Raw genomic sequence first — 26,754 nt, 5'->3', positions numbered from 1 at the left:
CTCCACCAATGCGAGATACATCTCGCGCTACGCCTTGGTCGGGACTCTCTCGCCTCGTCCCTCTCGCCGCTCGCCTCTCTCACCTCTCGCCTCTCGCCTCTCGTCTCTCCACAAATGCGAGATACATCTCGCGCTACGCCTTGGTCGGGCCTCTCTCACCTCGTCCCTCTCGCCTCTCGCCTCTCGCCTCTCGCCTTGCCACCAATGCGAGATACATCTCGCGCTACGCCATGGTCGGGCCGCCTCTTGCCTCTCGCCTCTTGCCTCTCCACCAATGCGAGATACATCTCGCGCTACGCCTTGGTCGGGACTCTCTCGCCTCGTCCCTCTCGCCGCTCGCCTCTCGCCTCTCCACAAATGCGAGATACATCTCGCGCTACGCCTTGGTCGGGACTCTCTCACCTCGCCTCTCTCACAACTCTCCCCAAATGCGAGATACATCTCGCGCTACGCCATGGTCGGGCCGCCTCTTGCCTCTCGCCTCTTGCCTCTCCACCAATGCGAGATACATCTCGCGCTACGCCTTGGTCGGGCCTCTCTCGCCTCGTCCCTCTCGCCTCTTGCCCCTCGCCGCTCGCCTCTCCCCAAATGCGAGATACATCTCGCGCTACGCCTTGGTCGGGACTCTCTCGCCTCGTCCCTCTCGCCGCTCGCCGCTCACCTCTCACCTCTCGCCTCTCACCTCTCGCCTGATCTTCCGTTGGACGTTCGCCAAAAGAATGTCTATAATGCACGCAGGCTGTGCGATAGATTGCACAGACCGCCCGGCATTCTTACGCACAATGCGACCCGGCACACTATCTGCGTTTGAGCATCATGCACCGACAGGCAGTAACGTCGCATGAACACAACCCCTGTTTCGCCCGATAACCCGCCTGCACGCCGTCTCTCCTGGTCCCCTTGGGGTTGGCTTGCCCTTATCCTGTTCGTTGGCACGTTTTTCCGTTCGATGGCGCTGACAACCTGGGATGGCACGTCATACCTCCATCCCGACGAACGATTCATTATCTTTACTGCCTATAATTTGCAGGTTCCGCGTAGTTTCAGCGATTACCTGCGCAGCGATTGCGCGATCAACGGACGAATTCCCGCGGCACGCGCCACGACCGACGGCGCAGGCAATCCCATTCCGCTCAATCAGCAGGAACCAACCCGCGATAGTGGGTGTAATACGCTCAATCCGCGCAACTACAACTGGTCGCGCTTCTTCGTCTATGGCACGCTCCCTACGACAGTCACGCGCGTGGCGGTTGAACTCCAGGCGAACCTGAGTGGTCGAGCAGACCGTATTTCGCCGGAAATGGTGCGCGATACGGGGCGCACGCTTTCGATGCTGTACGACCTGGGAACGATTGTGATCGTTTTCCTCATCGGTCGGCGGCTGTTTGATCGGCGCGCCGGTCTGATTGCGTCGCTCCTGTACGCGACGGCGGCGTTTCCGATCCAGATGTCGCACTTCTTCACCGTCGATGCCGCCACCACATTCTTCACCACACTCTCGATCTACTGGGCGGTGCGCATTGCACAGGGTGGCGGCGTCGGCAGCGCCATCGGCGCCGGTCTCAGCATTGGTGCAGCCATGGCGTGCCGCGTTACGCTGGCAACCCTGGGGTTGGCGGTGATAGTTGCTGCATTTGCGCGACTGGCGGAAGAAACCGGGCGGCAGTACGCGGACGGCGAAACGCCGGGCATCCTGGCGCGTCTGCTGACGGCGCCAACCAGGATGCTGTTCGCGCTCGCCTGGCGTGTCGCGCTTGCGGGTGTCATCACGGTTGTCGCCTTCCGGTTGTTGCAACCCGACGCCTTCACCGGTCCGTCACTGTTCGATGTGCGTCCTGAGCCACGTTTTCTCGACAATATCTCATCGGTTGGGCGGTTGATCAGCGGCGAGGCGGATTTCCCGCCGTCACAACAGTGGGCGCAGCGCACTCCCTTCCTTTTCTCGCTGCAAAACATGGTGCTGTGGGGGATGGGGCTGCCGCTGGGCATGGCAGCGTGGGGCGCCTGGCTCGCCGCCGGATGGCGCATTGTGCGGCGCGGTGATGTGCGCCTGCTCGTGCTATGGGCATGGATCGCCTTCTACTTCGCATGGCAGGGCGGGCAATTCGTGATGACCATGCGCTACTACGTGTTGCTATATGGTCTGCTGATCGTGCTGGCTGCCGGGGGATTGCTGGCGCTGTGGGACCGAGCGCAGTGCGCTGTTGGACCGCGCTGGCGACGGATCGCCTGGCGCGCGCCATTGATTGTCGCAGTCGCGGGAACCGCACTGTGGGCATTTGCCTTCACCCGTATCTATACAGAACCTCATTCGCGCATTCAAGCGTCGCGATGGATCTACCAGAACATTCCCCCCGGTGCGGTGATCACCTTTGAGCGTTGGGACGACCCGCTGCCGCTGCCGATCGACGGGCAGAACCCCGGACAGTATATCGGCATCGGCACCGAACCCTACGGCGAAGATGAGCCGCTCAAGTACTATGGGTATATCGCCAGCGACGGCTCGGCGGTCGAGGGGTTGCTCGATCAACTCGACCGCGCCGATTATCTGATCTTCAGCAGCAATCGGGTGTACGATTCGGCAACGCGCCTGCCGATGCGCTACCCGGCGCTCAGCCGTTATTACTACCATCTGTTCGAGGGGAACCTGGGTTTTGAACTGGTTGCCGATATCTATTCATTTCCGAAACTGTTCGGCATCGAGATACCCACGCCGATCCTGGCGGAAGAAGCCTTCAGTGTTTATGATCACCCGCGCGTCCTGATCTTCCGCAAAACGGCAGACTATTCGCGCGCCAGAGCGGAACAGTTGATCCTCGGCGATGTGGCGTGGGGCGAGGTGTACAAAATTACGACGCTGCGGGTCAACAAAGCGCCGACAGCGCTGCGCCTGACGCAGGATCAGTGGTCCCTTTACCGCACTGCGGGCGATTGGGCGACGTTGTTCAACCCGGCAAGCGCGGCGCATGCGGTCCCATGGTTGTTCTGGATTCTGGCAATCGAAGCGTTGGGAATGGCGTGCTTCGCGCTCGTGTTTCGCAGGATGGCGACGCTGCCGGATCGCGGGTACGCGCTGTCGAAAATCCTTGGGTTGCTGATTGTGTCCTACGCTGCGTGGCTGCTGGCGTCCGTCGGTCCGTCCGGGGCGCATGGCACACTGCAAGCGCCGCTCGTGCCGTTCGGCAAATGGAGCGTTGTCCTGTGCGCCATTGCGTTCGTCGGTGCAGGCGCGCTGGCGCTGCGCCGGAACCGCGCCCTGATCGCCGCTTTCTGGCAGCAACGGCGCACGGCAATCCTGACCGCCGAAGGGGTCTTTCTTGCCTTCTTCTTTGGGTTTCTGTTGCTGCGGGCGCTGAACCCGGACCTATGGCACCCGGCGCGCGGTGGCGAAAAACCGATGGACCTGGCATTCCTGACGGCAGTGGTCAAAAGTCCGGCGTTTCCGCCGTATGATCCGTGGTTCGCCGGCGGCTATCTCAACTATTACTACTTCGGCTTTGTGCTGGTTGCGACCCTCATCCATCTGACCGGCATCGTTCCAACGACAGCGTACAACCTGGCGGTTCCGACGTTCGCCGCGCTGACGGCTATCGGCGCGTGGGGCGCGGCGTATAACCTGGTTGCGCTGCGGAAGCGCCTGACGCCTGACGTTGCCCTGGAGCCGCAGCCGCACACACGCTGGCAACGATGGTTCGCGGCGGTCGTCTCGCGCTCTGCCGTGTGGCAGACGTATGAGCGCCGGGCAATGATCGCGGGTGTGGCGGCTGCACTCTTTGCCGTGCTCGCAGGCAATCTGGCGCAGGCAGTCTGGTTCTTCCCCGGCGCCGGCAACGCACAGGACCCTGGACTGCCGGAAACGTGCCGCGCACTGGCAAGTTACGCCGCGCAGCAGGAGTGTCGCGGGCGGGCGGAATGGGCGTTCTGGGACGCAACCCGGCTGGTGGCAATGCGGCTGGGGGACGGAACGATCAATGAGTTTCCTTTTTTCACGTTCCTCTTCGCCGACCTTCACGCGCATATGCTTGCGCTGCCGCTGATTCTGGCGGCGCTGAACCTGATCGTGGCCGTGGTGCGCCATCCAGGGAATCGCCCACAGACGCTTCGTTCCCTGGCGTTCTCGCCGCTGGCGGTGGTGATCCTTCTGCTGGCGCTGACCGTTGGCGCGCTGTATGCGACCAACACCTGGGATTACCCGACAGCCGCCGGGCTTGGTGCGCTGGGGCTGGCAGTGTACGCCTGGAACCGCTACCAGAGGGGTTTGTCGCCGCAGCGGGCGTTGACGCTGTGGATTGCCCTGACTGCCGTGCTGGTCGTGTTGTCGCGGTTGTTGTTCCTGCCCTTCATCCAGAGGTTCGCCACGGATTATGCCGGGTTCGAGTGGTGGAATGGGTCGCGCACACCGACGTCGGAGTTTTTGCAGATTCATGGTCTCTGGTTGTTCCTGGCAGTCAGCGGCGCACTGGCGCTGGCATACCTCACCGGCAGGCTCAGCGCCCGCGTTGCTGCGGCAATTGGCGGCGGGTTGATCGTGCTGGCGGCACTCATGGCGACCCTGAGCATACCCGCACTGCCGCTTCAGGCGCTACTGCTGGCGGGAGGCATTCTGCTCCTCGCCGACATGCTGCTGCGCGCGGGGGTCGTTGCGCCATCCGGCGCCGAAGAAGCGGTCGAGCAGGCAGGACCGGTACAACTGACGCTTCCCGGCATTGTTGACGATCCGCCGGCGCGAGCGACCAGCAACGCTCTTCACCCTGGCGCTGGTGCGACGAGGCTGTTCGTGCTGCTGCTGGGCCTTGCCGCGCTCGGCATTACCTTCCTGATCGAGATCGTTGTCGCAAAGGGCGACATTGGCCGGATGAACACCGTGTTCAAGTTCGGCATGCAGGTCTGGCTGCTTTTTGCCGTGGTTAGCGGTGTGGCGCTCTCCTGGATGTGGTCGGCGACAGCGGCATGGCGGTCTGGCGCTCTGAGTTGGGGATGGCGCGCTGCCGTTGCGCTGCTGATCGCTGCTGCGTTCGTCTATCCGCTCACGGCAACGCCTGCGCGCCTTGCCGACCGCTACGACTCGACGATCGGACCGACGCTCGATGGCATGGCATTTATGCGCTCGCCGCGCAGTGGTTGGGCGGAAAATGACCGCAATTTTACGTTCGCCGAAGATGCTGCTGCGCTTGAATGGTTGCGCGCTAATGTGCGCGGCACACCAATCGTGCTGGAGGCGCACCTGGAAGCATACCGTTGGGGCGGGCGCGTGTCGGTCTACACTGGTCTGCCGACGCTGCTCGGCTGGCCCTGGCATATGACGCAGCAGCGCAGCGTGGCCGACTCGGGACCGGTGATTGAAGCGCGGAAGATGGTGATCCGTGATCTCTACAACGATCCGAATACCGGTGAAACGCTCCGCATGTTGCGTCTTTACGGCATCGAATATGTTATCGTCGGGCGTCTCGAACGCGCGCTCTACGATCCGGCGGGGCTGGCAAAGTTCGATGCGCTGGCTGCCGCCGGTCAGATCGAAATGGTCTACCGCGCAGGTGAGACGCGCATCTATCATGTGCCGCCTGCTGACCACCCTCCCGCAGTGCTCACAACGTCGCTGCCGGTGCGCGCACCCGCTCCGGCGCCGCAGAACGACCTGATGCTGCCGATGCGCGTCGGGGAATTGCCCGCCGTCGAGATGCACGGCTGGAACCGTCTGGCGGATAACCCGGCGATTGCCGTGCTTCTCTGGTTGCTGGCGTGGTACGTGCTGGCGGCGCTTGGGCTGCCGGTGGCGATGCTGGTGTTCGGCGCGCGCGCGCCGGACGGCGGTTGGCTCTGGGCGCGCCCAATCGGGATGCTGCTGTTCGGGTATGCGATCTGGCTGCCGGTCAGCGCGCGCCTGTGGCAGTATGATATGGCAGGCATGATCATCGGGGCGCTGCTGGCGCTGACGGTGAGCGGGGCGGCGCTGGCGACGTTGGGGAAACGGCGGATGCGCCAGGAGATCGTTGCGCCGCCGTCCTCAACGCTTGTGCTCGACTTGCGACGGGGGTTGTGGGCGCTGCGCGACATGTTGCGCGAGCGTTGGCGCTGGATTGCCGGTGGTGAGGCGCTCTTCCTGAGCGCGTTCGCATTCATGCTGGCGCTCCGCTGGCTGAATCCCGATCTCTGGCAGCCGATCTGGGGTGGTGAGAAGCCGTTCGAGTTCGGCTTTCTCAACGCCCTGATCCGCACCCCAGTGCTGCCGCCATACAATCCGTTCTATAGCGACGGCGTCATCAACTACTACTACTACGGCTTCTTCCTGATGTCGCTGCCGGTGCGACTGACCGGCATTGCGCCGGAGGTCGCCTACAACCTGATTGTGCCGACGCTCTTCGGGTTGATGCTGAGCGCCGTGTTCGCGGTCATCGTTCGTATTCGCGGTTTGTGGCGCTGGGGAGTGGCAGGCGCCTTGCTGGTCGGCGTTGCCGGCAATCTGGCGGCGGTCGTTCCGGCAAACTGGGCGCGCGGCGTCGCGCCGGTGATTGCAGCGCTGACGGAAGGGCTTCCCGGCTTCGGCGAACGCCTTGGCGACTGGTTCGTTGGTCCGACGCGAGTCATCCCGTTCACCATCAATGAATTCCCCTACTTCAGTTTTCTCTTTGCCGACCTGCACCCCCACACCATCGCGCTGCCGTTGACGGTGTTGATGATGGCGTTGACGTTCGAGGCGCTCGTCGCCCAACCCGGCGCCTGGCAGGAACGTTTCGCGCGCTGGGGAATGACGGCGTTGACGCTTGGCGCGCTGGCGGTCACAAACTCCTGGGACTTCCCGACGTATGGTTTGCTCCTGGGAGGCACGCTGCTGGGACGCGCCTGGCGCGAGTCGCAACGTTTCGATTGGCGACTGGCGGCGCGTCTGGGGGGCGCGGCGCTCGGAGGCGTGGCGCTCGGAGGCGTGGCGCTCGCGCTCTACCTGCCGTTCTTCCAAAACTTCCGGGCAATGGTCAGTGGCATTAACCCGGTGCGTGATGCCACTCATCTGAGCGACTATCTGCTGCTCTATGGCATCTTCCTTGCGCCGCTTGTCGTGGTTCTGTTCGGTGCAGCGTGGCAGGCGCTGCATATTACTTTCCGGCGGGCGCAGCGCGCGCACCTTTCGACGATGGGCGCATCGCCGGAAGCGACGGGATTTGTGGCGGGTGCGCCGGGCGCGCCGGGGATGGGGCGCGTGCCGCTGGCACTCTTGATATTGACCGGCGGCATCGTGGTCGTAACCGGCGCAGTGACGCTGTTGCCGCCGCTCCTGCTCGCGTTGCGCCTCGAAGGGCTTGCAACCGCATTCGGGATCGCAGCCGAGCGGCTTGCACCGCTGACGCTGCGCATCTGGCTTGTGGCGCTCCTGGCGATCACCGTGGGAATGGCGCTCGTGCGCGCGTTGCGTCCGGGAACCTGGTTCGCCTTCTGGTCGCTTGGTGTTGCGCTGATTGTGTCGCTGCTGTGCGAAATCCTCTATGTGCGCGATCATCTCGACGGCGGCGACTGGTATCGGATGAACACGGTCTTCAAGTTTGGCTTGCAGGCATGGGTTTTGCTGGCAATGGCGACGACGTTGCTGTTGCCGGCGTTCCTCCGCGCGCTCCGGCGGCGCGGCGCAGCAGCGCAGGCTGTCGGGTACGGCGCACTGATCGCCCTCCTATTGCTTGCAGCGGTTTACCCGGTCGTCGGAACGGCGAGCCGCACGGCATACCGCTTCCCCGGCAATACGACCGGACCAACGCTCGACGGGTTGGCGTTCATGGAGCGCGAGTCGTTTCCGCTTCCGGCGTATCTGCAACCGACCGGCGCGCCGCCGGTGATCATTCCGCTCCGCTACGACTATGAAGCGATCCGCTGGCTCGATCAGAATGTCGAGGGAACGCCGGTGGTGCTGCAATCGAGTATCGAGTTCTATCGGGCGTATGGGGTGCGCGTCGCCGCCAATACCGGCTTCCCAACGATTGTCAGCCCATTGCACGAAAGCGAGCAGCGTGATCCGCAGGCAGTCTACCGGCGTGATCTGGATGTCGCTCAGATTTATCGCACGACCGACGCGCGGGAGGCGTTGCGGCTCCTGTCACGCTACCAGGTGCGGTACATCTATGTTGGTCCTATCGAACGCGCAGTCTATGGCGATGCGGGGCTGCTCAAGTTCCAGCAGATGACCGGTTCGTTCCTGGAGATCGCATTCCGCAATGATCAGGCAACGATCTATCGCGTCAACGATCATGTGCATACCCTGCCGATGCTCCCACCACTGAACCGACCGGCGCCGGCTCAGGCTGCGCCGCTGCCGGTAGAGGAAGAAGAGAGCATTGCGCCAGAACCGATGGCGCCGGTCGTACCGCCCGACGACGATCTGCGGAATCCCGCGGTTATTGCAGAACTGGAACGGCAGGTCCAGGTGAACCCCGGTGATGCTGGTCCTGCATATGCGCTGGCAGAGCAATACCGCGCCCTTGGTCGGTTCGAAGATGCAGTGGCGGTGCTCAGACCTGCGGCTCGCGCTAATCCAAACGATGTGGCATTACACCACCTGTTTGGCGACGTCCTGATCGATGCAGGGCGTTTCGATGAAGCAATCGAGGCATACCGGGCGGCAGTGAGCGCCAGCCCCGTTGCCGGCAATTACAATAAACTCGGCGTCGGATTGCTGACGATTGGACGTCCGGGGGATGCCGAGCGTGAATTCTTGCAGGCTATTGCCGTCGATCCGACGTTGCCGGAACCATACTTCCGGTTGGGAACGCTCTACGAGCAGCGCGGCGACGAGCGCCTGGCTATCCAGCGGTATCGCGAGTATCTCGAGATTGCGCCCGATGGATACCTGGCGCCGCTGGCGCGTGAGGCGTTGGAACGGCTCACATCAACGCCGTAGGGATGCCCCCAGACAAAGGGGATGGTCACCTGATTGCGCCGGGCGAGAGGCAAGAGATGCGAAAGCGCGAAGGCGAGAGGCAAGAGATGCGAAGGCGCAAAGGTTGCGGGTGGAAGGTGGAAGGCAGATCGTAGAACGTTGAATGTCGCACAGGGGGACGGTTCCCCGTAGTAGGGGCAGGTCTTTGACCTGCCCCAAGGCAAAGGTTGCGGGTGGAAGGTGGACGGCAGATCGTGGAACGTTGAATGTTGCACAGGGGGACGGTTCCCCGTAGTAGGGGCAGGTCTTTGACCTGCCCCAAGGCAAAGGTTGCGGGTGGAAGGTGGACGGCAGATCGTGGAACGTTGAATGTTGCACAGGGGGACGGTTCCCCGTAGTAGGGGCAGGTCTTTGACCTGCCCCAAGGCAAAGGTTGCGGGTGGAAGGTGGAAGGCAGATCGTAGAACGTTGAATGTCGCACAGGGGGACGGTTCCCCGTAGTAGGGGCAGGTCTTTGACCTGCCCCAAGGCAAAGGTTGCGGGTGGAAGGTGGACGGCAGATCGTGGAACGTTGAATGTTGCACAGGGGGACGGTTCCCCGTAGTAGGGGCAGGTCTTTGACCTGCCCCAAGGCAAAGGTTGCGGGTGGAAGGTGGACGGCAGATCGTGGAACGTTGAATGTTGCACAGGGGGACGGTTCCCCGTAGTAGGGGCAGGTCTTTGACCTGCCCCAAGGCACGGCACGCCCATAGCATCCAGGAGTGAATGGGTTGAACATCGAACGTTTTTGATCACACAAAGGCACGAAGGCGCAAAGAACGCACGGTAAAGAGGAACAGGGGCAGCAAGGTACACAGCGCAGGGCGAAGACGGATATGTGCGAAAAAGCTGAACATCCTAACTCCTAACCCTTAACCTCCGGTTCTCGGTTCTCAGTTCTCGTTCTCAGTTCTCGAATTCATGCTCACTGCCGTTCTCACATACTGGTTCGCTGCTCTCGCGTTCGGCATCGTTGGTATGCCAGCAGCACGATTGCTTTTTGGCGCACTTCCCGACCGCGGTTACGCCTTCGCCCGGACGGTAGGGTTGCTGCTGACCGGCTACCTCGCCTGGCTGGCTGCCATGTTCGGATTGGCGTCCTTCGGCGCGCCGCTTATCGTCGTGGCAGCGCTGGCAGTGGTGATCGGCGGAGTGCTGGCGTTGCGCCGCGTGTCAGCGAAAGCAGCGTCGCCTGCGGTTGCCCTGCGCTGGGTGCGTCGCAACTGGGGCATAGTCGTGTTTTACGAGGCGCTTTTCGCCGCCGCGCTCATCTTTCTGGCGTTGCTGCGAGCACAGGAATACGGCTTCGTCGGTCCGCACCCCTGGGGCACCGAACGACCGATGGACTACGCCTTCTTCAACGCCATACGTGTCAGCGCCGTCTTCCCGCCGCACGATCCCTGGATGTCGGGCTACAGCATCAACTACTACTACTTCGGATATCTCCTCATGGCGGCGGTCTCGCTCGTTACCGGAGTGCATCCCGCAGTTGGATACAACATGTCGCTGGCGTTGACCTTCGCCCTTACCGCGCTCGGCATTGCAGGGCTGATCACCAACCTGGTTGCGCTGGCGACATCGCAATTACCTGATGCCCCGCGCGCGACAGACGTGGAAGTCGAACGTGTGGATGCGGACGCAACGCCGTATTCGGACGGCATGGCATCCCTCAGTCGCATGCAGGCGGCGTTCGCCGTGCCGCTCGACCGTGGCGCTTCCTGGTTTTGGGGCATGCGCCGCGCCAGCACGCAGCAACAGATGACGGCACAGCAAGCATCGACGGAACTTGCGGAACAATCGCCTTCGACTCAGGCGTCCGCCGATGTCGAAGCAGACATGCCCGACGGACAGGCGCTCCCTAATAGCGAAGGCGAACGCGCGCCGGAAATCGACGGCGCACCGCCGGATGCGCATCGTTGCATCCCGTGGCATGGTTGGCTCGCTGCGCTGCTCACAGTCGTTGCGGTGCTCCTGGCAGGCAATCAGGCAGGCACATTGCAGGTTATCGTCGGGAACGAACGCATCGTGGCGCTCGACGGCGCACAACTGGCTGCGGCGCTCGTGCAGGCGTTGAGCGGCGCCGAAACGATCACCCTTCCGTATCCGGCGCGCACCGGCGATTTCAATGTGTTCGACACGCTCATCCGGGAAGATCGGATGCGTGACTTTAACTGGTGGTGGCCCTCACGGGCGGTGTGGGACGAGCGCCCTGTCTGGAACCCGGAAACACAGCAGATCGAACCTGTGCGCGGCTATGCCATCACCGAGTTCCCCTTCTTTTCGTTCTGGCTCGGCGATATGCACCCCCACGTCATGGCGCTGCCGTTTGGCGTACTGGCGCTGGCACTGGCGCTGGCGCTGCTGGCGAGTTCGGCGCCGCTGCGCCTGTGGCGCAACCGCGCCGAACTTCTGCTGTCCGGTGTGATTCTTGGCAGCCTGTATATGATCAACAGTTGGGACCTGCCGACCTATCTGCTGCTTTTCCTGGGAGTGCTGGCGCTCAAAACCGCGACGCAGCCCGAAACGCCAGCGATCTCCGGCGAGGCTGCATCTGGTGTGCCGCTCATCGACCGACTCGCGCCGCGCTGGCGCGGCTATCTGATAAACGCCTTGCTGATTCTCGCAACCAGCGTCGTTCTGATCGCACCATTTCTGCTCACTTTCACATCCCTGATTGGCGGGCGTGCACCGCTCATCGATCTGCCGCTGATCGGCGAGATGACCCGCATCCTCGGGTTTGTCACCGGCAAAACCGGTCTGCACAGTTTTCTCATCATCTTCGGCACATTCCTGGCGCCGCTCATCGGTCTGACGGCGGCGCTGGCGCGCGGCACAGCGCGCACACTTCTGATAGCGTCTGGCGTCACCGTCGTAATCGGCGCCTTCATCGGCTTCCCACTCGCAGCGCTGCTTCCGCTGGGTCTGGCGGCAACGCTGATCGCCGGGCAACGCGCCGGGCATCCGGCGGATGCGTTCGCGCTGGGGACGCTGGCGCTGGGCAGTGCGATCTGCCTCGGCGTCGAACTGGTCTACATTCGCGACGTGTTCGAGAATCGGATGAACACCATCTTCAAGTTCTACTATCAGACATGGCTCATCTGGGGCGTGGCAGGGGGCTACGCCGCCTGGCGGCTAATGCAGATCGTCGGAATATGCTGGCGGGCGCAACCCCGCAGGAGCGCCAGGATTGCTGCAATGCTGGCAATGCCGTTGGTTGCGCTGATTCTTCTGGCAAGTGGGTTGACCTACCCATGGCTGACGGCGGGCAAAGCCTTCGCCGAAGGGCGACACGTCGGACTTGAAGGGCGCACGCCGCGCGAACGGACGCCAGAAGGCGCCGAAGCGATCGCCTGGGTGCGCGCCAACACCCCCGGCGACGCCGTCATCCTCGAAGCTGTAGGACCCTCCTACGACACCGCAGGCATCGGCTACGGCGGCGTCTCGTCGAGCACCGGACGGGCGACCGTGATGGGATGGGAAGGGCATCAGCAGCAATGGCGCGGCGGCGACCCAAAGGTGTTGGCGGAGATTGCGCCACGCGCCACCGACGTTGCGACAATCTACAGCACTGCCGACACTGCGCTGGTGCGCGCATTGCTGGCAATCTATGGCGTCGACTACATCTATGTCGGCGAAGCCGAGCGTCAGACATATCCGGCGGAAGGGCTGGCGAAACTCTCCACGCTGGGAGATGTCGTCTTCCAGAACGACGAAGTGACGATCTACCGCGTCCGTCCATGATCAACGGTACCCCTCTGCCTGCATCTCGAACAGGCGGGCATACGTTCCGCCGCGCGCCAACAGTTCGGCGTGCGAACCGATCTCCGTAATCCGCCCGCCTTCGATGACTGCAATCCGATCCGCCATGCGCACGGTCGAGAATCGATGGGAGATCAGCACTGCGATCTTTCCCGCCGTTAACTCGCGGAATCGCTGAAAAATCTCGTACTCTCGCTCAGCGTCGAGGGCAGCGGTCGGCTCATCGAGCACCAGCACCTCGCCATCACGCATAAACGCACGACTCAATGCAATTTTCTGCCACTGCCCGCCGGAGAGTTCAAAACCATTCTCAAACCAGCGTCCGAGCATCGTCTCCATGCCGCCAGGAAGCACCGCCACAACATCATCGGCGCCGCCGCGCTGCGCCGCTGCGCCGATCCGCTGCGCGTCGTCAAGATGATCGATTTGACCAAAGCCGATATTCTCGCGCACCGTCAACTGATAACGGACAAAATCCTGGAAGATCACGCCAATACGACGACGCACCTCATCGAGATCGTAGTCGCGCAGGTCCACTCCATCGAGCAGAATCTGCCCCTCAGTCGGATCGTACAGACGGGTCATCAACTTGATCAGCGTCGTCTTGCCGGCGCCGTTCGGACCGACAAGCGCCAGTTTTTCGCCCGGCGCAATCGTCAGATTGATCTCGCGCAGCGCCCAATCGTCGCGCCCTGGGTAACGAAACGACACATTGCGAAACTCGAGACCGCGCTGCAATTGTGGTGGAACCGGAACCGGCTGCGCTGCCGACGTCATCTGTGGTTGCAGACCCAGAAACGTAAACAGGTTCTCCATGAACAGCCCGTGCTCGTACAGGCGAGTGACACTGCCGAACAAACCCTGAAACGCACCCTGACTCTGGCGAAACAGGGTCAGATAGAAGGTCATGCCGCCCAGCGTAATAGCGCCACCAATCGTCAGGAACACGATCCAGGCGTAAGCGCCGTAGTAACTGAGGCTGGCAAGCGCGCCCAAGCCCACACTGATGAACGAACGGCGACGCGCCAGGTCAACGTCCTCACGGAAGAACACATGAAACGCATCGTGATAGCGTTTCAACAACGGCTCGCCCAGATTGAACAGTTTGACCTCCTTGACGCTGCTATCGACGGTCAGCACATGTTCAAGGTATTGCATTCGGCGAAATTCCGGCGCGCGCCAGGTAAGCAGGCGAAAATAGAGATTGCTGAACCGTCCCTGCGCCACAAATGCTGGAATCGTCGCACCAAACAGCACCAGCGTAATCAACGGGCTGAACGCCAGGAGCAGCGCCGCGAACGAGAGAAGCGTCAGCAGATTCTGCACCACGTTATACGACCCATTGATAATGCCGAGTGCGCGGAAGTCGGCTTCACGCCGGGCATTTTGCAGTTTATCGTAGAAACTGGCATCCTCAAAGTAGTGCAGATCGAGCGCCAGAGCTTTGCGGATAATCTCGGTATTGATGGTGTGCGCCAGGCGCGCGTTGAGCACGTGCTCGTAAAATGTGCGCATCTGGGTGGATGCCGCACCGATCAGCAGCAGGGTCAGTTCAAACCCCAGAAAGGGCAGTGCGTGCTCAAGACCAATGAGTGGATCGACACGCGCCGTAAACGAATTGACGACCGAGTCGACGATCAGTGCGCCTGCCCACGCCTGCGCTGCGGGAAGCGCTGCCGCGATCAGCGTCAATATCGCCATCATAATGGTCGACCGCCGGTCTGCCCGCCACACGAGACGGAAGGCGCCGGGGATATTGCCGAATGCATCGCGTATTTGCGCCATGCGTTCAGACCAGGTTGCCGCAGTTTCCGGCTCGAACGGACGGCGGGCGCGCCGTCTTCCGGGAACGTCCCACATGCTCATCCTCATCAAGACAGCGACGCGCCCGGCAAAACGCCAGGCGCGCATCAAGAAGATCGCGTCGCCATGATACCACGCAAACTGCGAGAAGACGACCCGGAAGAATGGGTGGGAGCGGTCCTGCACTTGAAGTGCGCGTTTCCGTCAGAGAAGCCTTAGAGGAGATGTCACCACCCTTAACCGGCGCTGTCGCCCACAGCGCGGCTGTGTGGCGTAACGACACGGTTTCTGAAGTTGTTCCGACGGGCGCTCACCGCCTCATCTCCATCAGCAGCGCGCGATCCTCAGCCGAAATTGGCTCGAACTGACCGTTGCGATTCAGATAGACAATCGCCTCGTTCTTGACCTTTACCAGCATGTCGAGCGCGCCGTCGTTGTTGAGATCGGCAAAATCGAGCAGCACAGGCGTTTTGTCCTCCCCGGCGCCGAACAAATATGGACCGGTGATCACTCTGGTTTTCGTGCTGTCGCCGCCCGGCATGTAGATCACCACGACTTGCCGGTTGAGGTTCATCGCAACAAAGTGGCTTGGCGTGGCCGGATTATCATCGTGCCCGACAACTGCCTGCGCATGGAAGGTGCGCGTTGCTCCGTAGCGCAGATCATCAAGCCGTTCGCGCCCCCATCCGACAACATTGCCCATTACAGCATAGATCGCCAGAAGCGCCAGCAACCCGGTGATCAGATACATGACGCTGTTGACGCCCACACGCGGAACAATCGTCAGTGGGCGACTCGCCGAGAGACGCGCATTATTGCGCAGATCCTTGCTGGTCACTGCCATCTTTCACCCTCCTTGACTTCAGATTCTGATTCTGCTTGCCGCTGTGGGCGTTCTTTCCAAACGCAAAACAAAACGTTTGTGCTATTTTATCAGAACATGTTTGCTATGTCAAGGGCAGAGATCCAAGAGAGGAAAATGGGCTTCATGCCGGCAGAATCGACCTTTGACCCTTCGCGTAGAAAGGGTCAGGGTGATTGATCGCGCGGAAACAGGTCCTGCTCGACCGCACCGCCATTCCATGGCGGCACAACGCGGGTGAAATGTTCGACCGCGTTGAGGCGGCGCTGGATCGGTTTGGGCAGACGACGCAGCCATCCAATGCCGCCACCCTGGCTGTGATGGCACGCTCGCGCCTGCATCGCCTGCTCGAAACACGCCGAGGTGTCGATGCTCGTCGTCACCGGCGTTGCTTCGCGCGCGGCGCGCACCAGGTCCACATCGCCGTTTCGCCCGAAACGAGCCGGATCTTTCCCTAGCAGACGCATGACGATGACCACCGAGGAGAGAAAGCGTGTGCCGAATGTCGAGTAGTAGAGGCGCTGCGGTTGCCAGGGATCGAGACCCATGTTCACCTGTTCCGGGTACAGGATTGGGTTGCCTGCCGCCTCGAATGCCGCAGTCGCCGCGCGATGGCAGAAGATGTGATCAGGATGCCCATAGCCGCCATACGGTCCAAACGTGACGACGATTTGTGGTCGTATGGCGCGGATCAGCGCCACGATCTGTCCGGCAACGTTCGTGAGTGGTTGCCGAATCAGTGCAGCGGGATGCTGATTGTCCGGCGAACCCGCCATGCCGGAATCACGATGCCCCAGGAAATGCACGCCGGTCAGTCCAAGCGCACCTGCCGCGCACATCTGCTCGACGGTGCGGAGTGCGCCAACATCGGCGTACCCTGCCAGCATTTCGGGAGGAACATCTCCCGCCTCACCGCGGGTGGCGCAGGCATAGTGAACGTCCACGCCGTCGCGTGTGTAGCGCAGGATTGTGCCGGCATTACCGAAACTTTCGTCGTCTGGATGGGCATAGACGAAGAGGATTCGCCGCTCTGAACGATGGTCGCGCAGCCAGCGCGAGTCGATGCCGTATGCCGTAAGGTTGTGAGTCACATGCGTTGCCACGTTCTGGCTCCCAAACCCCTCACTGACGAATGACCCGTTATTATACCACCTTCTCTCACAAAGAATTAACGCGCATTCCGTCCCGCTTGCAACATCTGCGGGTATAATGCACCATGCGTCTGGAGAGGCATCGAAGCAATGCAACGTCTGCTCGTATTCGTCGCGCTTATTTTCACGCTGGCGCCGCTCCCCAAACCCATCGCAGCCAGCGATGCCGCCGATGAACTCGTGGTGCGCCTCGCCGAGGGTTGGGCGCTCACTGCCAGCGCGCGCGTTCACGGTCCGTTTGCTGCGCCGCTCAACGCCCTGCTGGCGCAGGCTGACGTTCGTGAGGCGCAGGCGCTCGGTGGCGGCGCCTATCTGCTCCGGTTCGCGCATTCATTCAATCACCGCACGATGATCGCGCGCCTGATCCGCACACCCGGCGTCGTATATGCCGAACGGAACCATGAACGTCAGGTGTTGCGCGTTCCGAACGACGAAGACATCGACCGTCAGTGGTCGCTGGCGGTCATTCAGGCGTTCGATGCCTGGAATATCACAACCGGAAGCGACATTATCATTGCCATTCTCGACACCGGCGTGTCGCCGTCGCATCCCGATCTACGCGGGCGCGTGCTGCCCGGTTTTGATTTTGTGAATAATGACGATGATCCACGCGACGACGACGGGCACGGAACGTTCACCGCCGGTGTCGCCGCTGCCGAGGGGGACAATGGCATTGGGGCGGCTGGCGTCTGCTGGCGTTGCCGCATTCTTCCGGTGAAAGTGCTCAACCGGCGTGGCCGAGGGAACGATGCGGCAATTGCCGCCGGCATTCGGTTTGCGGTGGATCGCGGCGCGCGCATTATCAGTATGAGTTTCGGCGGACCGGACGACTCGCGGGTGTTGCGCGAAGCGGTTGCATATGCGCTGGAGCGCGATGTACTCCTGGTGGCTGCATCAGGCAACGGTCAGGCGGAGGGCAATCTTCCCAACTACCCTGCCGCTTATCCGGGCGTTCTGGCAGTATCGGCAACCGGACCGGACGACGCAGTCACGAGTTTTTCGACCACGGGTGATTTTGTGGCGCTTGCCGCGCCAGGCGCCGGAGTGTGGAGCACGACGTGGCGACGTCCAACCGGCGACACGTATGGTTTTGCCGATGGCACATCCGCCGCCTGCCCGCACGTAGCCGGCGCGGTGGCGCTGGTGTGGACGGTGCGCCCGGAACTGGCCGCCCGTCAGGTTGCCGAGGTGCTGATGCTCGGCGCCGATGATCGTGGTGCGCCTGGAAAAGACCCGGCGTATGGATACGGACGCCTGAATCTGTTTCGGGCGCTCCAGGTTGCGCTTGACCCCAACCTTCTGATCCGTTCACGGATCGAGGGGGTTGTGCGGAGCGTCGCTCCCGATCAAACCACGATTACACTGAGTTCCGGGCAGGAAACTCGCCCTGACCCGAATGGCTTCTACCGTTTCGAGAACCTTCCCGCCGGTCAGTACACGATTATTGCGCGCACACCCTCTGGCGAGTCGTTGCAACACGAGGTGTCGCTGACCGGCACGGCGCTCAGCGTCGCGCGCGTCGATTTTGCGCTGGATAGCGCTGCCGTTGCCGGCGCCGCGTTTGCGCCGGTTTCACCGCAGCGCGGCGCGGTCTATTTTCCCGAAACCGGGCATACGCTGCGCGGTGTTTTCCTTTCCTATTGGCGAGCGCATGGCGGGTTGCCGGTCTTTGGCTATCCGATCAGCGAGGAATTCATTGAGCGTGGCGAAGATGGGCGTGAGGCGCTGGTGCAGTACTTCCAGCGGCACCGTTTTGAGCTTCGCCCCGAAAATCGCCCGCCGTACAACGTTCAGTTGAGCCGCATGGGCGACATCATCCTGCGCGCGCGCGGGGTGGACTGGTTTGCGCTGCCGAAAGGCGCACCCACATCAGGGTGCCGCTATTTCCCCGAAACGGGGCACAGTCTCTGTGAGCCATTCCTCAGCGCATGGCGTTCCAACGGGCTGGAGTTCGACCGCCGGCGTGGCGCGTCGGAAGCCGAGAACCTGGCGCTCTTCGGCATGCCGATTTCTGAACCGCAAATCGAAACGCTGCCGGACGGTCGCCTGATCCTGGTCCAGTGGTTTGAGCGCGCGCGCTTTGAGGATCACGGTCCCGACGGCATTCTGTTCGGGTTGCTCGGCGAAGAGTTGGCGCGCGTTCGCGGATGGCGCTGACCATGCGCTGAGGTGGGCGCTCCGCTCACGGCGCGTCACCCCTCCCTTCCAAGCGCCAGGATGAATGCGCCAAGCGCGGCGACCAGCGCCGCCGCCGCAAACAACGCTCCGTAGCCATAATCGCGGTAGATGACGCCTCCAACCGTATTGGCGAGCGCCACTGCCACACCGAACACGGACATGCCGAACAGACTCTGCGCCGTCGCTTCCAGACCAGGAGGCGCCAGGCGCTGCGCCTCGACCACGCCGGACTTCCAGAGCGATGCAAAACAGAGACCATGGAGCAACTGGATCGCCAGCGCCCATTCCGGCGCCGGCGCCGCCCAGTAAAGCGCCATGCGGACGGCATAGACGCCGCCCGCCGCAATGATCAACCGGCGCGATCCCCATCGACGAATGGCGAACGCCGAGAGCGCCATAACCGGCAATTCGCTGATGCTGGCAATCGTATACGCCAGACCAATCTGTTCGCCGCCGGCGCCCAGGTCTTCCATATAGAGCGAAAAGAAGCCGTGCATCAACGCGCCGCTGCACCCGATGAGCATCGCGCCGATGAGAAACCGCGCCCAACGCCCGTCGCGCAGGAGCCGACGCGCCGCCTGCGCCACATTGACCGTCACCAGTTCGGCGCGTGGCATCGCCAGCGCCGCCAGCGCCGCCAGCATCCCCGCGATCGGATACACCCAGAAGATCAACCCCAACCCCATGCGCTCAACTGCCCAGCCAAAGGCAATCGTGCTGAGTCCCCAGCCAACCGCACCCCACACACGCTGTGAGCCGTAGCGCTCGCGCGCATTGCCAAGCGCCGCAAGCGTGGCGCTATCCGCCAGCGGTGCAACCGGCGCAAAAAACAGGCTCATCATGGTTACCAGGGCAAAGATCAACCAGAAATCGGTCGTCACACCAAGGAGAAGCGCCGGAAGAACGGCGCCGGCGATGACCACCGGCAGCAAGAGACGCCGCAAACGCAGCGCATCGGCAACCAACCCCCATAGTGGACTGATGATCTGAAGGAAACCTCCCAGCGAAAGGAGCACGCCGATCTGCGCCAGGTCCAGCCCGATGCTCCGGTAGTGAAGCGTAATGAATGGCATAAACGATCCCAACGCCACGAACCAGAAGAAATAGAATGCTTTCGGCGCAATGAGCAGGTGTGTTGCACGCGCCTGAAGAGAGGTTCGCACGGTCATGCTCAGAATCCTACTCACTATCATGGAGAGATGCCATTGTCTTCGCGCAGGGAAATGCGAAGCGTGCGCGCATATTCCGGCGACAAGACCGTGGTATCATACATACTGAACGCACAATCGGCAAATCAGTTGCGTTCTTATAGAAAGGTATTCAAGCATCGGGATCGAGGATAAGCCGTGATTGGACTCCTGCCATCGGCGACGTATCAAACGATGATCCATCCGTGAGCGAAAGAGACGTCCATGCCTGAAATAAATCTGATCGGGCGCACGATTGGTCGCTTCGAGATTCTCTCCGAGTTGGGCCGCGGCGGCATGGCGGTAGTCTACAAGGCGCGGCAGACGTCCCCTAACCGCATTGTGGCGCTCAAAGTGCTGCCGCCGGAGTTGAGCCTTGATCGCACCTACATTGCCCGCTTTCGCCAGGAAGCCGATAGCGCCGCTGCGCTCGAGCATCCGAATATCGTTCCGATCTATGTCGTGGACGAGACGGAGGGATTGCACTACATTGCAATGAAATTCATCGATGGGCGCACCCTGAAGGAAGTCATCCAAGAGCGCGGCACACTGCCGCTCGATGAGACGATCCGGCTGATGGAACAGGTTGCCAGTGCGCTCGACTATGCCCATAGCCGGGGGGTTATCCACCGCGACATTAAGCCGTCCAACATGATGCTTGATCGCAGCGGATGGGTCTATCTGACCGACTTTGGACTGGCGCGCGGCACAGGGGGTGGCAGCGGGCTGACCGTCACCGGCACGGTGATGGGCACGCCGGAGTACATGTCGCCTGAGCAGGCGCAGGGTCTGCCGAATGTCGGTCCGCCGACCGACATCTATGCGCTCGGAGTGGTGATCTACGAGATGCTCACCGGTCACATGCCATTCAAAGCCGACACACCGCTGGCAATGCTGGTGGCGCGGCTGCAACAAGCGCCCATTCCACCGCGCGACGTTCGTAGTGATCTCCCGCTGCCGGTTGAGGATGTCATTATGCGTGCGCTGGCGCGCAAACCGGAGGCGCGCTACCAGAGCGCCGGCGAACTGGTCGCCGCGCTCAGGCAGGCTGCCGGTCTGGGCACAGGCTCAATGAGGAGCGCCACGCCGCCGCTTTCGCCGCCTGTCGGAACGCCGCTGCCTTATGTGCGCACCATGCCAACATCGCCGCCTGCCGGAACGGTAGCGCCGCGTCCACAGACTCTGCCGGTCTCGCCCGCTTACGGCGCGCCTGCGCAACCACCCTCGCCACCCTCCGGCGTCCCGACCATTCATGCCGCCCCTTCTGAATCACCCGCATCCGGCGTCCCCACGATGAATGTTCCACCGGGGACGCTGCCGCCACAGCAGTACACGACGCAGGCGCCCGCCAAACCGAAAAAAGGCGGCGGAATGGGGCTGATCATCGGCGGCATCGCTGCGTTGCTGCTGCTTGCGATTGGTGGGGTGTTTCTGCTCCGCCCTTCAGACAGTGGCGGCAGTGCGCAGGTTGATGCAGCACTGACGCAGGCAAACGAATTGTTCAATCAGCGCGGCGCGTTCGATCAGGCTATCGAAGCCTACCAACAGGTTTTGAACCTCGATGCCACAAATGTAGATGCACATACGCGCATTGCACTGATCTATCAGATGCGGTCACGCTACACCGATGCCGAGGAGTCGGCGCGCGCCGCGATTGCCGCAGACTCGCGGGCGGTGCTGGCGCACGCCGTGCTCGCCGAGTCGCTCCACAGCCAGGGGCGGTACAATGAAGCGCTCGACGCCGCCGATGAGGCGGTTGCTGTTGATCCCGATCATCCGGCGGGATATGCGTCGCGCGCGGTCATCAAAGCCGCGCGCGCGCTCGACGATGCCGATGCAGCCATGCTGAGCGAGGCGGTTGATGATGCCGAGATGGCGCTCGATAAAGCGGCGGGTCGGGAGAACCTGCTTCAGGCGCTGGCGCACAATGCGCGCGGTGTTGTTTACTGGTATCAGTATCAGTTCAGCAACGATCAATCGATGGTTGCCCGCGGCGGCGACGAGTTCAACCGCGCAATCGGACTCCAGGGGCAGATAGCGGTCTTCCATTCCAACCTTGGCTACTTCTACAACGACCAGGGCGCGAACGCCCTCCAGCGCGGCAACCGTCAGGATGCAGTTGCGTTGCTCGATCTGGCGCGCCAGCAGTTCGAGCGCGCTCAGGAGACGGACCCGGCATACGGTCATGCCCACGCCGGGCTGGGATGGAACCTTTATTATCTGGACGACTATGCCGGGGCTGTGGCGGAATTCGATAAAGCGCTCAGCATCAATCCGCAAGACACCGACGCGCATCTGGGCAAGAGTTATGCGCTGTTGGCGTTTTCCCCCCCCGATTACGACGGCGCCATTGCCACTCTCGAGCAGGCGATTGCGATCACGCCCTACCGTCCCGATCTGTTCGCGCGTCTGGGATGGACGCATATGAGCAAAGGATTTAGCCTGCCATCCGGCAGCAGTGAACAGACATCGACCTACCAGCGCGCCGAGGATCGTTTCCGTGAGGCGCTCGACCGCAACGACCGTTTCGTCAGCGCCCTTACCGGTCTGGGTTGGGCGCAATCGGCGCTTGGGCAGTACGAACAGGCGCTCGACACGCTGCAACAGTCCCTGGCGATCAAGGACGATCAGGCAGACGCACATTTTGGGGTCGGCTGGACGTACTACAACCAGGGGCGCTTCAATGACGCCGAAGTCAGTTTCCGCCGCGCGATCGAGATTGCGCCGAATGATGGCGGCAATTATTACTGGCTTGGGTTGACGCTTGAGCAACTCGGACGAGTGGAAGAAGCAAAGCAGGCATATCGCACCGCCGTTGAGAAGGGGAGCCGCTTCGCGCAGCAGGAACTCGACCGGTTGGGCGGGTAAGCTGCGCACAGGATCGTTGGGACATCACCGTGCCACATGTTGCGCCGCCGGCGTTGCCGGTCGTGTACGATGCGCGCGCGCGCTGTGTGACGTTTTTTAGTCCGGCGCTCGGTCTTTCGCGGAGTTTTTACATCTATATCCCTCCCGACGTCGATGACGATCATCCGGCGCCGGCGCTCTATCTGCTGCGCGGGCATGAACGCGAGTGGATCAATCCGTTCGAGGATTCATCGCGTGGCGGCAGGAATGTCATCGATGTCTATGAAGCACAGCGCGCCGCCGGGCGCATTGCTCCGCTGGTTCTGGTCTTTCCTGGCACATCGAGTGATGATAACCGCATCCCTGGCATGCTGCTCAATATGTGCGCGCCGCACCTGGCATATGGCGCCTCCGGCATTGGCAGTGGTCGCTTCGCCGATTATTTTTTCCACGATCTGATCCCCTATGTCGAGAGTCATTTCCCGGTCATCGCCGGCGGTCGGGCGCGCGGTATCGTCGGTTTCTCGCTCGGCGGCGCGATGGCGCTGTCGGTTGCGGCGCGCCGCCCCGATCTGTTTGCCTGCGCCGGCGCATACGATGGCACATTCCTGTACGCCTGCAACCGGGGACGGAGCATTCGCAAGCAGGATCGGGTAGTTGCCAATCCCATATTCGACGCAGCGTATGGCGTCCCGCGCGACCGTGCGTTCGTTGCGCAACACAATGCCGCGAACCTGATCCTGCGCGGCAATCGGGAGGCGCTCGCGCGCATCACCTGGATCGTGGCATATGGTCCCGAATCGCAGGAACCCTGGCAGTCGAACTACTATCGTGGTGAACATCTGCTGGCATGCCTGCGCGCGCGTGGTCTTGCCAATGCGCTGGACAACCCGGCGCTCCCCGACGGCGACCATAGCTGGCGCACCGCCGACCGGTTTATGAACCTGACGCTGCCGCTGTATGATCGCGCACTGCGCCAGGAATCACTAAGGGCGCCTGACTGTGTCAGACACCCTTAGTGAGAGAAGAGAGGAGAAGGAGATGACACTATCTTAGCACAAACTTAACATTCGCGCAAGAGCCTTTTTGATGTGTTTACGTTTTTCTTGAGAGTGACGGCTTCTTGCCCTCGAACACCGTCGCAGGCGGGACGCCCGCCGCCACCGTTGCCGGCGAGACGCCTGCGCTCCCAGGGTGACGAGGTGGCCGAACCGGCGAGACGCCTGCGCTCCCGGGTTTACGACGGTATCCAACGCTGAACACGTAAGGGGCCTGTTGCAGCCGTTGCGCTCGACATCAACGATGTATCCGGCTGAGGCATTCTCAATGATTACCTGCATCGATCACATTGTCATTCTCGTCCGCGATCTACTGGCGGCGATAGACGACTACACAGCACTGGGGTTCACCGTGACGCCCGGCGGGGTCCATGCCGACGGTGCAACGCACAATGCACTGGTGGCGTTCGCCGACGGAAGCTACCTGGAGTTGATCGCCTTCCGCCGCGAGGCGCCGGATCATGTCTGGTGGCGCTTCACTGCCGATGGTGAAGGTTTGATCGACTTTGCCCTGCTCCCTGATGCCATCGACGAGGACGTGGCAGCTGCGCGCGTGCGCGGACTGGAGATTGCCGGTCCTTTCGCCGGTGGCAGGGAGCGACCCGATGGCGTGCGCATCGCCTGGAAGACGGCCCGCCCCGCCACGCCGGACCTGCCGTTCCTTTGTGGCGATGTGACCCCGCGCGATCTGCGGGTTCCGACTGGTGCAGCGCGTCAGCACGCGAACGGCGTCACCGGCATGGCACGAGTGCTGGTTGCCGCCCGCGATCTGGCGGAGAGCGCCGCGCGCTACCGCGCACTCCTGGGCGCCGAGGGCGCGACTTCCACCGAAGGTATCACCTTTCTCCTCGGATCATCGGCAATTGTGCTGGTCGCTTTGAACGAACACCTCCGCCGCGAAGGTCTCTGCGCGCTGGAGTTGTGCGGCGGCGCACCCGGCAATCTCGATCCGGCGCGAACTCACGGGGCATCGATCCGCATTGGCGCATTGTCCCCACAGTAGCGGAGTTTTCAGACGCTGTTCTTACTTTCGCACTACCGCCCTCGTGTTTGTTTGCTATACTGCGGATGCGGTTGCAATGACGCATCCGCAGTATCATGCTTCGAAGGAGCAGCTATGCGTTCCGATCTCGACATCGCTCAGGCGGCGCGCCTTCGCCCGATTCGCGCCGTCGCCGCCGACCTTGGGCTAACCGACGATGATATCGAACTGTACGGTCGCAGTATCGCCAAAATCGATCTGGGCATCCTCCAGCGGTTGACCGATCAACCGCGCGGTCGCTACATTGTCGTCACCGCGATCACCCCCACGCCGCTGGGTGAAGGCAAAACCACCACCACCATCGGCCTGGGGCAGGCGCTGGCGCGCCTGGGGAAACGTTCCGTCGTTACCATCCGCCAACCTTCAATGGGACCGACCTTCGGCATCAAGGGGGGCGCGGCTGGCGGCGGGTATAGCCAGGTGTTGCCGATGGAGCAGTTCAACCTGCATCTGACCGGCGACATTCACGCAATTGGCGCAGCGCACAACCTGCTTGCCGCCATGATCGACAATCACCTGCATCACGGCAATCAGTGCGGCATCGATCCGTATGCAATTTTCTGGTCCCGCGTGGTGGACATTAGCGACCGCGTGCTGCGCAATGTTGTGGTGGGGTTGGGAAAGAAAGAAGATGGACCGATGCGCCAGACGCAGTTCGACATCACGGTTGCCTCGGAAGTGATGGCGATCCTCGCGCTGACGACAAATCTGCACGACCTGCGACAGCGATTGGGGCGCATTGTGGCGGCGTACACGCGCGATGGCGCGCCGGTGACCGCCGAGGATCTGCATGCCGCAGGCGCTATGACCGTCTTGCTCAAGGAAGCCATCAAACCGAACCTGTTGCAGACGCTCGAAGGATCGCCGGCGCTGGTCCATTGCGGACCGTTCGCCAACATTGCGCACGGCGCCTCATCGGTGCTGGCGGACATGATCGGGTTGCACTGCGCCGATTACGTGGTCACCGAAAGCGGGTTCGGCGCTGACATCGGCTTCGAGAAGTTTTGCGACATCAAATGTCGCGCCTCTGGTCTGGCGCCGGATGCGGTTGTGCTGGTAGCAACGGTGCGGGCGCTCAAGGCGCACAGTGGGCGCTACACCATCACCGCCGGCAGACCGCTCGATCCACGGCTTGCCGAGGAGAACCCGGAGGATGTTGCGGATGGAGCAGCGAACCTGGCGGCTCAGGTGCGCATCGCGCGCCTCTTCGGTCGACCGGTGGTTGTGGCGATCAACCGCTTCCCCGACGATTTTCCATCGGAAGTTGAGGTGATACGGCAGGTCGCGCGCGAATCAGGAGCGTTCGATGTGGTCGAAAGTTTTGTCTTCGCCGAAGGCGGCGCAGGCGGTTGCGATCTGGCAAGAGCGGCGATACAGGCGTGTGAAGCGCCTGGGACGTTTACCCCACTCTACCCGCTCGATATGAGTCTGCGCGAGAAGATCGAAACACTGGCAACGAAGGTGTATGGGGCTACGCGGGTGGAGTACACCCCTGAAGCCTCACGGCGACTGGCGCAGTTCGAACATCAGGGGTACGGCAACCTGCCGATCTGCATGGCAAAAACGCATTTATCGATCAGCCACGACCCGAAACTGCGCGGCGCGCCTTCGGGGTATGTCTTCCCGATCCGCGACGTGCGCCTGGCAGCCGGGGCGGGCTTCATCTATCCGCTGGCAGGCGACATTCGCACGATGCCGGGGTTGCCAGCCCATCCTGCCGCTGAGCGGATCGACATCGATGCCGAAGGAAGAACGAGAGGGTTGTCGTAGGCACCGCCCGCCAGCCCCACTTCCAGGGCGGGCAGCACGCATCATAGCGGGCATGCATGGCGTTGGGATGAGCCGTTTTGCCCTCACCCCCTGCCCCTCTCCGGCACGCGGGAGCGGAGAGAGCCGACGCTGAAGCCCGCGCCGCAACCGGCAAGCCCCTGCTCCTCCCCCGCTCGCGGGAGCGGAGAGAGCCGACGC

Annotated in this window: 11 protein-coding genes; 7 read left to right on the top strand and 4 right to left on the bottom strand. The window is 62.2% G+C overall.

Going from position 1 to position 26,754, the window contains the following annotated elements:
• Nucleotides 1-841: 841 nt before the first annotated feature.
• On the top strand, nt 842-8,881 hold the full coding sequence (locus RCAS_RS02745; protein ID WP_012119093.1) for a DUF2298 domain-containing protein: 8,040 nt from the start codon (nt 842-844) through the stop codon (nt 8,879-8,881).
• 939 nt (nt 8,882-9,820) lie between these two features.
• Nucleotides 9,821-12,640, top strand: a complete 2,820-nt coding sequence (locus RCAS_RS02740; RefSeq protein WP_012119092.1) for a DUF2298 domain-containing protein — start codon at nt 9,821-9,823, stop codon at nt 12,638-12,640.
• Here the strand turns inward: RCAS_RS02740 and RCAS_RS02735 are convergent, their stop codons facing one another.
• From RCAS_RS02735 to RCAS_RS02725, 3 genes are all read right to left on the bottom strand, one after another.
• Nucleotides 12,641-14,518 (bottom strand): ABC transporter ATP-binding protein, encoded by a 1,878-nt coding sequence (locus RCAS_RS02735; RefSeq protein ID WP_012119091.1) that lies wholly within the window; start codon nt 14,516-14,518, stop codon nt 12,641-12,643.
• Between the two features lie 253 nt (nt 14,519-14,771).
• Entirely contained in the window at nt 14,772-15,305 is a 534-nt protein-coding gene (locus RCAS_RS02730) for a hypothetical protein (RefSeq protein ID WP_012119090.1), read from the bottom strand.
• 185 nt (nt 15,306-15,490) lie between these two features.
• Nucleotides 15,491-16,414: a PIG-L family deacetylase gene (locus RCAS_RS02725; RefSeq protein ID WP_232280140.1), complete on the bottom strand. Its 924-nt coding sequence runs from the start codon at nt 16,412-16,414 to the stop codon at nt 15,491-15,493.
• Between the two features lie 150 nt (nt 16,415-16,564).
• Between RCAS_RS02725 and RCAS_RS02720 the strand changes: the two genes are divergently transcribed.
• Complete coding sequence (locus RCAS_RS02720; protein WP_012119088.1) at nt 16,565-18,631, top strand: S8 family serine peptidase; 2,067 nt, start codon at nt 16,565-16,567, stop codon at nt 18,629-18,631.
• Nucleotides 18,632-18,666: 35 nt separating this feature from the next.
• Here RCAS_RS02720 and RCAS_RS02715 read toward each other — a convergent pair whose 3' ends face one another.
• Nucleotides 18,667-19,821, bottom strand: a complete 1,155-nt coding sequence (locus RCAS_RS02715) for an MFS transporter (RefSeq protein ID WP_012119087.1) — start codon at nt 19,819-19,821, stop codon at nt 18,667-18,669.
• Between the two features lie 243 nt (nt 19,822-20,064).
• On the opposite strand from RCAS_RS02715, the gene RCAS_RS02710 reads away from it, so the two are divergent.
• The 4 genes from RCAS_RS02710 (at nt 20,065) to RCAS_RS02695 (ending at nt 26,556) form a co-directional block, all read left to right on the top strand.
• The gene (locus tag RCAS_RS02710; RefSeq protein ID WP_012119086.1) at nt 20,065-22,707 is read left to right on the top strand and encodes a serine/threonine-protein kinase; all 2,643 of its coding nucleotides are present in this window, start codon (nt 20,065-20,067) and stop codon (nt 22,705-22,707) included.
• A gap of 29 nt (nt 22,708-22,736) precedes the next feature.
• Entirely contained in the window at nt 22,737-23,705 is a 969-nt protein-coding gene (locus RCAS_RS02705; RefSeq protein ID WP_012119085.1) for an alpha/beta hydrolase, read from the top strand.
• Nucleotides 23,706-24,012: 307 nt separating this feature from the next.
• Nucleotides 24,013-24,747, top strand: a complete 735-nt coding sequence (locus tag RCAS_RS02700; protein ID WP_012119084.1) for a VOC family protein — start codon at nt 24,013-24,015, stop codon at nt 24,745-24,747.
• Nucleotides 24,748-24,861: 114 nt separating this feature from the next.
• Nucleotides 24,862-26,556 carry a formate--tetrahydrofolate ligase gene (locus RCAS_RS02695; protein WP_012119083.1) on the top strand — a complete coding sequence of 565 codons (1,695 nt, stop codon included), beginning with the start codon at nt 24,862-24,864 and terminating at the stop codon, nt 26,554-26,556.
• Nucleotides 26,557-26,754: the final 198 nt, after the last annotated feature.

It is taken from the genome of Roseiflexus castenholzii DSM 13941 (assembly GCF_000017805.1).
Taxonomy (GTDB): domain Bacteria; phylum Chloroflexota; class Chloroflexia; order Chloroflexales; family Roseiflexaceae; genus Roseiflexus; species Roseiflexus castenholzii.
This window is presented reverse-complemented; position numbering and strand designations above follow the sequence as displayed.